This is a genomic window from Pedobacter superstes (assembly GCF_037622515.1).
Lineage (GTDB): Bacteria > Bacteroidota > Bacteroidia > Sphingobacteriales > Sphingobacteriaceae > Paradesertivirga > Paradesertivirga superstes.
In genome coordinates this window covers 84,684-90,735 of sequence record NZ_JBBJCN010000011.1, presented here as the reverse complement: position 1 = coordinate 90,735, position 6,052 = coordinate 84,684, and the positions used below count along the sequence as shown (strand labels likewise).

Here is a 6,052-nt window from a genome sequence, read left to right as displayed (position 1 = left end):
CCTTCATTGTTGATTTTACTGACCCTCTGAAAAGCTTGTTATTTAGTTAGATGGCAGCATTCATAATAACCTTGGTCAGACTAATGCTGATTTCGACAGGGATAACGAATTAAGGTCCATGGGCATGAAAGTTTTGCGCATTGAGAATGAGATGGTTTTTATGCATCCTGAACAAACATTAGAAATTATAAGCTCTTATTCGAAGGGGCAAATAATGAGGCAGTAAAAATTATTAACCACCCCCAACTCCTCCTTGAAATAAGGAGGGGAGTATGAGGCAGGTAATTCAAAAATTATTCTTTTATAAAAAATACCATAACCACCCCCAGCCCCTCCTTGAAATAAGGAGGGGAGTATGAGGCAGGTAATAGAATGCATTCATCCTTAATCCAGCTTCTATTCATCCCTTTTTGTATCCTCTCTAATTTTCTCAACCTTTTTCCTACTTTTGGTTTCTTCAAAAAAAACTAAATAATGAATAATTGGTTCAAAAACAATGGCATTCATCTGGCCATCATAGGGGTTTTTATCGCTTTGTGTTTTGTTTATTTCAGTCCTGCCATACAAGGAAAATCATTGTACCAGAATGATGTAAGACAGGCTCAGGGCGGACAAAAAGAGATAATGGATTTTAAAGAAAAGGATGGCAAGGCACCTTTGTGGACCAATTCGATGTTTAGCGGTATGCCTGCCTACCAGATATGGGCACAATATCCTAACAACATAACCACGCATATCGTTTCGTTTTTTAAAACCGTTTTTCCAACGCCAATTGATACCGTTCTCTTTTATCTCCTGGGCGCTTACTTATTATTCGGTGTACTAAGAGTTAACCCATGGCTAGCCGCAGCAGGTGCTATAGCTTTCGCCTTTTCCTCCTATAACTTCATAATTATAGAAGCAGGGCATAGTAACAAGGCTTATGCAATCGCATTCTTTGCCCCTATACTGGCAGGAATCATCTTAACCTTGAGAGGAAAACATATTTTGGGTTCTGCATTAACGGCTTTATTTCTTGCTATGGAAATCAGGTCGAACCATATACAGATGACCTATTATCTTTTCATTGCTTTATTGATATTCATCGGGATAGAAATATATCATGCTTTTAAAGAGAAGAGGACTTCTGAATTTTTCAAATCATTAGCTTATCTCGTTGCCGGAGTAATCCTGGCAGTAGGAGTTAACGCAGGTTCTTTGTGGACGACCTACGAATACGGACAAGAGTCCATCCGCGGAAAATCAAATCTTACCAGCACGGATACGAGCCATCCATCCAATGGACTTGATAAAGATTATGCTTATGCTTGGAGTCAGGGCATTGGCGAGAATTTAACCTTTTTAATTCCCAATGCTTATGGCGGCGCTTCGGGCGGTGAACTTGACGAAAAGTCGCATGTGGCCAAAATATTAATTGAAAAAGGAATTCCTGCCGATCAGGCGGCGGGAGCAGCCAGGGAAATGCCAACGTACTGGGGCGAAAAAACATTTACCTCAGGCCCCTTTTACTTTGGAGCTATCATCTGTTTCCTTTTTGTACTTGGATTGTTTGTTGTTAAAAACAGGCTAAAATGGTGGATCTTATCCACCGTAATTCTAACGATGTTGTTATCGTTTGGAAGACATTTCCCATTTGTTTCAGATCTTTTCTTTAACTTCTTCCCTCTTTACAATAAATTCAGAGCGGTAGAGTCGATTCTTGCAGTAGCCGGATTTCTGGTTCCTGTTCTTGCAATACTTGCGGTTAATGAAATAGCCTCAGGCGAGCAGGATACTAAGGCATTAACAAAAAAGGTTTTAACATCTCTGTACATAACCGGGGGGCTCATACTCTTAATTCTTGTTCTTCCAACATTATTTCTGGATTTCAAAACATCTGCGCATGATGAATTTATCGCGATGTTAACTCAACGTACAGGCGACCAGGGTCTGGCGACACAAATCGCCAACGCTTTGGTTGAAGACAGAATCGGCCTTGCGCGCTCCGACGCTTTTCGTTCATTGATATTTGTATTGATTGGCGCCGGCTTATTATGGGCCATGATTAATAAGAAGATTACACGGCAATTAACTTTTATTTTGTTTGCGGCTGTTATCCTGGTTGATATGTGGGGCGTTGACAAACGCTACCTGAACAACGATAAGTTTATTGACAAGTCACAGATTCAAGAACCTTTCCAGCCAAGGCAGGTGGATGCGCTGATCAATCGTGATCCAAGTTTGGGTTACAGGGTGTTTGACCTGACGAAAAATCCGTTCCTGAGTGTTGAGGCTTCTTATTTTCATCATAGTTTAGGCGGCTATCATGCGGCAAAACTTAAACGTTACCAGGAATTACTGGATAAGCAATTCAGCAACTCTATCAATGAGGATGTTTTGGATATGCTGAACACAAAATATGTCATTACCAAAAGCGAAGATGGGCAGTCTGAAAAGATCCAGAACCGTGCAACGGCAGCCGGACCGGCATGGTTTGTACCTTCCATCCGCTGGGCAAAAAACGATGATGAGGAGATGGCTGGACTTAACAGCTTTGATCCGAAGAAAGAAGCTATAATTAATGAGAAATTTAAATCTCTGGTAGATGCGAAAAAACTTGGCACTCCGGGAAACGCAGAAATAAATCTTGTTAACTATCATCCGGATCATCTGACTTACGAATACTCTGCTCCAAACGATGTCATTGCAGTGTTCTCAGAAATCTGGTATACTAAAGGATGGAATGCTTATGTGGATGGTGAAAAAATTCCTTATTTCAGAGCAAACTATGTGTTAAGAGCGGCTCAGTTACCCGGCGGGAATCATAAAGTAGAATTCAAATTTGAACCAGCTTCATATTATACCGGTGAAACTATTTCTTTAATCTCATCCATTTTGTTAATTGCCGGATTGGCTTTGGCAATATTTATGGAAGTGCGAAAAAAGAAGGATGTGAAAGTGGCGTCAACGTTTTCCAATAGCCACACGGTTTAAACAATAGCCCACGATTTAATAGCCCACGGTTTAAACCGTGGACTATTAAATCTCAGCTGATTAATCATTCGTTCTGCGGTTTTTCAAATAGTAAAAAAACAGGTTCGATGCTATTATAGCATGGTTGAAAACATTCGGAAGCAAACCATAGTGCTTTGAAAAGATTTTAAACCGTTCAAGTAAACTTTCCCTGTGTTTTTTCTTAGACATACCCCCCACCAGGTATTTTGCTACATAGCTTTTCGTATTCACTATTTTCTCCGCACGCTTTAAAGCAGTTAAAATCCAGTCGATATCCGCGCTAAGCTTGTATTTCCTATCATAAGGTGATATAATCGATCTGCGGACATAAATTGCCTGATGGCTCACAGACATTCCGTATTTAAAACTTTTTGAGCTTAACCTTTCCGGAGCTTTATGCCTTCTCTGTCCGAGGCTTTGCCACTGCTCATCATACATTTCTGTTTCACCGTAATAAATATCCGCATCAGGGGCAGAGGCAAAAACTTTCTCAACCGTATCACCCGCATACAGCTCATCTCCCGAATTCATAAAGAGAATATAATCACCTGTCGCCAAGCCTAAGCCCTTGTTCATGGCATCGTATATCCCTTCATCTTTTTCTGTTATCAGCCTGGAAATTCTGTTTTCATATTTCCTGATGATATCCAGAGTGCCATCAGTCGATTCTCCGTCAATGATAATGTATTCGATATTGGAGTAAGTCTGATTGATAACTGACAGAATAGTCCGTTCTATGTCTCTCTTGTTGTTGTATACCACGGTAATAACCGATAAGGAAGGCTGCCAATCCGCATCAGAAGTCCCCTTATTCAATAACCTGTGGTAAAGCTGAAGATGTCTATCTGCTATCACCATCTCCGAAAAGTTTTCCTCCACGCTGGTTCTTGCTGCTTCACTTAAAGTTTGCCTTTGCTGGTGATTATAAACCCATGCTATACCTTCTGCAAGGTCATCCGAAGATTTGTATTTTGCCAGATAGCCATTTTTTTTGTGCTCAACCATATCGGGGATGCCACCTGTTGTAAAGGCGACCACTGGTGTGCCGCAAGCCAGACTTTCCATAACGGTATTCGGCAAATTATCTTCAAGCGAGGGGGTTAAAAACACATCTGCCGCGCTGTAACAAATTGCCAGCTTTTCATCGTTAGAAATAGTTCCGAGAAAGGTGGTCTTAAAAGGAAAATCGGACACGTTCTTATCATTCCGGTTACCGAAAACAATTAATTCAGCCCTATCCTTATTAATAAGATTTTTTGTAACCAGGAGCTCCAAAGCTTCAATAAGGTATGGAGTTCCTTTATGCAAATCATTCCGCGATGGCATAAATCCGCTCAGCATAATGAATTTCCCGGTGTCCAGTTCTAAATGTTTTTTAGATGAATCTTTGGGATATGCTTTGAAAATTTCCGTTTCCAAAGTATTTGGAATCACATGTATATCGGCATTTCCTAACAGCTTGCTTCTCCTGATTGAAGCCGCCATCCATTTGCTTGGAGCTATAATTGAAAACTTCAGATCCTGATAGGCCCGATGTTTCGCTTTCCATATTTTATGGGAAATATCATGTTCGTGAGATGATTTTAATAGCGGACAATTTCCACATTCGCCTTCAAAATGATCACAGCTATAGCGAACATGGCATCCTCCTGTAAAAGCATTGCTATCATGAAAAGTCCAGACTATTGGCTTCTTAAGAGCTGCAAGCGTTGCTAAATCTCTCGGACGCAGGAAAGCATGATTCACCCAGTGAAGGTGTATAATATCAGCATCCTGCAAAGCCGGATGTTTTGAGATATCTCTTCCCCATAAAGGGATGGAAAAAGGAATTTTAAGTTTTTTAGTAAAGGTGGAGGAAACGTGGCGCTCGAGTAAAATAGCAAAAGCTGTGATACCTTTGTTTAAGATATCGGAACTAAGGCTTTTAATCCCGGGATTCCTGCCAAACTTATAATTTACCCAGACCTCAGAATGATTTCCCGTATGAGCAAGAGCTTTGCTTAATCGTAAACAAGCACGGCCGGCGCCGCCGTTACCATCATAAGTATTTAAGTGTTCAATTTTCAAACTGCGTAAAAATACAAATAAGGATTACACTCTTGTATTCTATGTAATCATTTCATTTTCTCTATTTTTGGCGAAATTTCTTCAGGCATATTGATGCGAATGTTTGTAACATTGGCAACATGACAACCAGGAATTAGGTAAGATTGCAGATCAACTAATGTATTTATGAAACCGCCCGAATAATCTGGCGTGAAATCCCTGAATAAGCATAACAAAAAAAACATGGCCGAACATTTAACAAATCGTAATTTCTGGGAGTCTTTTTGGCGATCAAAAACCGGACTGATTTTTAAAATAAAAGAAAATTACGTTTTTGGTCACCTGATTGCAGATATTGTTAAAAAAGACAATGCTAAGTCGGCTATTGAACTGGGTGGTTTCCCCGGCTATTACAGCATCTACTTTAAAAAACATTTAAAACTTGATACAACCTTATTTGATTATTTTGTTTCTAAGCCCATAATTAAAGAACTATTGGAAGAGAACGGGTTGAAAGAAGACGACATAACCGTAATTGAAGCCGACCTTTTTACCTACCAGCCGCAGCTGCAATATGACCTGGTATCTTCATTCGGCCTGATAGAACATTTTACCGACACTAAAGATATTATTGCCAGGCACCTTAACTTTTTAAAGCCGGGGGGCACCTTGTTTATTACTCTTCCAAATTTTAAAAGTGTAAACGGCTGGGTGCAGAAAAACTTTGATCCGGAAAACTACGGGAAACATAATATTAATTGCATGGATCTGGACCTTTTAACATCCATCTCAAAAGAACTGGGATTAAAAGAGATTCAATGCCGTTATCATGGACAATTCAGTGTCTGGATGGAAAACAAAGATGATAAGTCCGGTTTAACCAAAGCCTTTGTTAAGACAATATGGTATGCCGGAAAGATTACCAGTAAAATACTCGGTTTCGAATCAAAAACCTTGTCACCCTATATTATTCTGCATGCAAAAAAGGGTTTATAAGGCAGTGGAATTTTAA

At 39.9% G+C, this 6,052-nt stretch carries 4 protein-coding genes; 3 read left to right on the top strand and 1 reads right to left on the bottom strand.

Translation table 11 applies throughout. From position 1 onward, the window contains the following. Positions 1-58 precede the first annotated feature (58 nt). Positions 59-226 carry a DUF559 domain-containing protein gene (locus WG906_RS19520; protein WP_431844497.1) on the top strand — a complete coding sequence of 56 codons (168 nt, stop codon included), beginning with the start codon at positions 59-61 and terminating at the stop codon, positions 224-226. A 248-nt stretch (positions 227-474) separates the two neighbouring features. Further along, positions 475-2,973, top strand: coding sequence for a YfhO family protein (locus tag WG906_RS18885; RefSeq protein ID WP_339994452.1), 2,499 nt, complete (start codon positions 475-477; stop codon positions 2,971-2,973). 60 nt (positions 2,974-3,033) lie between these two features. On the opposite strand, the gene WG906_RS18880 is transcribed toward WG906_RS18885, so the two are convergent. Next, entirely contained in the window at positions 3,034-5,061 is a 2,028-nt protein-coding gene (locus tag WG906_RS18880; protein WP_339994451.1) for a glycosyltransferase, read from the bottom strand. Positions 5,062-5,283: 222 nt separating this feature from the next. Here WG906_RS18880 and WG906_RS18875 point away from each other — a divergent pair, with 222 nt between their 5' ends. Next, positions 5,284-6,036, top strand: coding sequence for a class I SAM-dependent methyltransferase (locus tag WG906_RS18875; protein ID WP_339994450.1), 753 nt, complete (start codon positions 5,284-5,286; stop codon positions 6,034-6,036). Positions 6,037-6,052 lie beyond the last annotated feature (16 nt).